The organism is Candidatus Accumulibacter vicinus (assembly GCF_000584955.1).
Lineage (GTDB): Bacteria > Pseudomonadota > Gammaproteobacteria > Burkholderiales > Rhodocyclaceae > Accumulibacter > Accumulibacter vicinus.
Genome location: NZ_JDSS02000042.1, coordinates 3,955 through 7,275 on the forward strand (window position 1 = coordinate 3,955; position 3,321 = coordinate 7,275).

The window sequence follows — 3,321 nt, forward strand, 5'->3', positions numbered from 1 at the left end:
CTACGAGCAGGGCTTCGAGCGCCGCCACGTCCGGCCCTTCGGGCGTGCGCGGCACGCCGACGAGTTGCACGCCGAGCAGGCGCAGCGAGGCGAACAGGTTCCAGTAGCCGGGGTCGTCGACGAAGGCGCAGTCGCCGGGACGCAGCAGCGTGCGGGCGACGATGTCGAGCGCCTGTGTGGCGCCGTGCGTGAGCACGATCTGTTCGGGCGGCGCATGGAAACCGAACTGCTCGAAGCGCACGCGCAGTTGCTCGCGCAAGGGCTGGTAGCCCTGCGCCTCGCCGTAGCAGACCAGGCGCTGGCCTTCGCGCCCGGCCAGAACGCGCAGGCGGCGGCGCAGACCTTCCTCGTCGAGCCAGCCGGCCGGCAGCCATCCGGTACCGACCTTCACCGTCGATGGATCGTCGGCCAGGGCCTCGCGCATCACATCAGCGTTGTCGAAGGCGCGCTCGATGGTGCGTTCGACGATCTCCGGCGCCGGTACGGCCGCCTTGCGCACGCCGCGCGGCGCGCCCGCCTGGACGTAAAAACCGGAACCGCGGCGCGACACGACGGCGCCGCTGGCGACCAGGCGGTCGTAGGCCTCGACGACGGTGAAGCGGCTGACGCCCAGCGCCCCGGCCATGCCGCGGATCGGCGGCAGGCGCATGCCGTGGCGCAGCACGCGGTCGTCGATGCGCTGGCGGACGCCGCCGACGATCTGGTCGGCCAGCGAGCGCGGGTTCTCGGGGTCGATGAGAATGCCGAGCATGGAACCTCCTGCGACGCATCCGGTCGGGCGAAGGGGTCGCCCGACCGGAGAAATTCTGGCGTACCGGTCGTCCGACCGGTACAGGCGGGTCGGACAGCACGCAAAGTGTCACTGTCTGACCTGAAAAGTGTCCGGTATTGTACCGGTCACGCCCGATTTTGCAAGGAGACTCCCGATGACTGCCGCCGCGCTTGGACAAACCGATCCGCACTCGCTTCCGGTACCGCCGAGCGTTGCCGTTGCCGGCCACGAGGCCGGCCGTCGAGCCGGGTCATCCGCCGACTGGCATTTCGCGCCGGCCGCTGCGGCGCTGGAAGGTTCGGCGATCCGCGAGATCCTCCAGGTCACCGAGCAGGCAGCGGTCCTGTCGTTCGCCGGCGGCCTGCCCAACCCCGCCGCCTTCCCGGTCGAAGCGCTGCGTGCGGCGACGGCGCGCGTGCTCGCCGACGACGCGAGCGCCGCACTGCAGTACGGCCCGACCGAAGGCTACGGCCCGCTGCGCGAGCTGGTCGCGGCGCGCCTCTCGGCGGCCGGACAGCCCACGACGCCGGCCGAGGTGTTGATCACCACCGGATCGCAGCAGGCGCTCGACCTGATCGGCAAGGCCTTCCTCGCGCCCGGCGGTGCGTTGCTGGCGCGCAACCCGACCTACCTCGGCGCGCTGCAGGCCTTCGCTTTGCAGACGCCACGCGTGCTCGACCTCGAGGCGTGGATCGACGCCGGCATTCGTCGCGCCCCGCAGCCTGGCGGCGGGCCCGCGTTCTGCTACCTGACGCCCAATTTCGCCAATCCAGACGGCGCGACGATGCCGACCGACGCCCGGCGCGCCTTGCTCGCGCGGCTCGACAACGCGGGTGTGCCGCTGGTCGAGGACGACCCCTACGGCGAACTCTGGTCCGATGCGCCGCCTCCGCCGGCCTGCCGTGCGCTCGTGCCGCAGCGCACGCTCTACCTCGGGTCGTTCTCCAAGGTGCTGGCGCCGGGTCTGCGGGTCGGTTACGTCGCCGGGCCGCGGCCGGCGGTCGAACTCCTGACCCGGCTCAAGCAGGCGGCCGATCTGCACACGCCCAGCCTCAACCAGCGCATCGTCGCGGCGCTGATCGAGGACGGCACGCTGGACCGCCACCTGCCGGCCGTGCGCGCGATCTACCGGACGCAACGCGTTGCGCTGCTGGCGGCGAGGACCGCCACCTTTCCCGGTTCGCGACCTGGGAGGCGACAAAGGGCGGCGTGTTCGCCTGGGCGACGCTACGTCCCGATTCCGGACTCGAGCAGGACGGTGTCGCTCAAGGCCTCGACGACACTCCATTTGCCCGACTCGAAGCTTGCACCGGCGCGCGGGAAGACGTCGCGCGAGTCGTCCTTGTGGGTCAGCCAGAGATGGCCGGAAACGACCGTCCAGCGCCGCCACGGCGCCAGGGTCAGTGCCTTGCCGGCCTGGATCGTGCGCATCCGGCCGCCGCAGTCCGATGCACGTGGCGAATCAATCCGGGGTGCCGGAACAGCCGCGTCCGTACGCTGCTTGAATGCGATGCGAAAACCGCCTAGAGTTCCTGTTGCGCTCATGATGTACTCCTTTCCGTAGTGGGTGTGCTCACTATGAGCGATGAAAGCCCGCCGGACAAACGGTCAATTCTCATGGGATTGATGCATTGGATGAATGAATCCCTGCACAACCTGCACGCCCTGCGCGGCTTCCTGCTGGCGGCCCGCCACGGCAGCTTCACGCGTGCCGCCGCCGAGCTGCACGTCACGCAGTCGGCCCTGTCGCGCCAAGTCCAGGGCCTCGAGGAGGAGCTGGAAACGCCGCTCTTCGTGCGCACGACGCGCAAGGTGAGCCTGACGCCGGCCGGGCAGCGCCTGGCCGACGTGGCGGCGCGGGCGCTCGCCGAGATCGACACGGTGGCGCAGGAACTGCGACCGCATTCAGGGCTTCGCCCGATCACGGTGACGACCTTCACGTCCTTCGCGACGCTCTGGCTGATTCCCCGCCTCGACCGCTTCGCGCGCATCCAGCCGGACATCGACGTGCATTGCATGGCGACCGACCGGGTGGTCGACATCGACGCCGAGGGCCTCGACATCGCCTTCCGGGGCATGTCCGGCCGCAAGGCACCTCCGGGAGCGATCATGCTGTTTGCCGAGCGCACCTCGCCGGTCGCCAGCCCGACCCTTCTGGCACGCCTGCCGGTGGAAACGCCGACCGACCTGGCGAAGCACACTCTGCTCGGCTGGGAACCGCAGTACGAGGCACGCTTTCCGAAGTTCGGGTGGGCCTACTGGTTCGAGCAGGCAGGCGTCGAGCCGGTGCGGCCGAAGAACACGCTGCGCTTTTCCAACCACGACCAGATCATTCAGGCCGCGCTGGCCGGTCAGGGCGTCGCGCTCGCCCGCACGGCGCTGGTCGCCGAGATGCTGCGCGACAAGCAGCTGATCCCCATCCTGGGTGGCGCGCTCGACGAAGCCCTCATCTACTGCCTCGTGGTCGCCGAACGGGCGCGGGCGCGGCCCGAGGTGATCGCCTTCATCGACTGGGCGAAGTCCGAAGCCGCGCTGACCACGCGCATGAC

Annotated in this window: 3 protein-coding genes; 2 read left to right on the top strand and 1 reads right to left on the bottom strand. The window is 70.1% G+C overall.

Features of this window, described 5'->3' with window-relative positions:
• Positions 1 to 751 (bottom strand): PLP-dependent aminotransferase family protein (locus CAPSK01_RS18020; RefSeq protein WP_273704012.1); only part of this gene is annotated, 751 nt, incomplete at its 3' end.
• Positions 752 to 926: 175 nt separating this feature from the next.
• Here CAPSK01_RS18020 and CAPSK01_RS18025 point away from each other — a divergent pair.
• Positions 927 to 2,336 carry a PLP-dependent aminotransferase family protein gene (locus tag CAPSK01_RS18025; protein ID WP_273704013.1) on the top strand — a complete coding sequence of 470 codons (1,410 nt, stop codon included), beginning with the start codon at positions 927 to 929 and terminating at the stop codon, positions 2,334 to 2,336.
• A 71-nt stretch (positions 2,337 to 2,407) separates the two neighbouring features.
• A partial coding sequence (locus tag CAPSK01_RS18030) for a LysR substrate-binding domain-containing protein (protein ID WP_273704014.1) occupies positions 2,408 to 3,321 on the top strand: 914 nt, incomplete at its 3' end.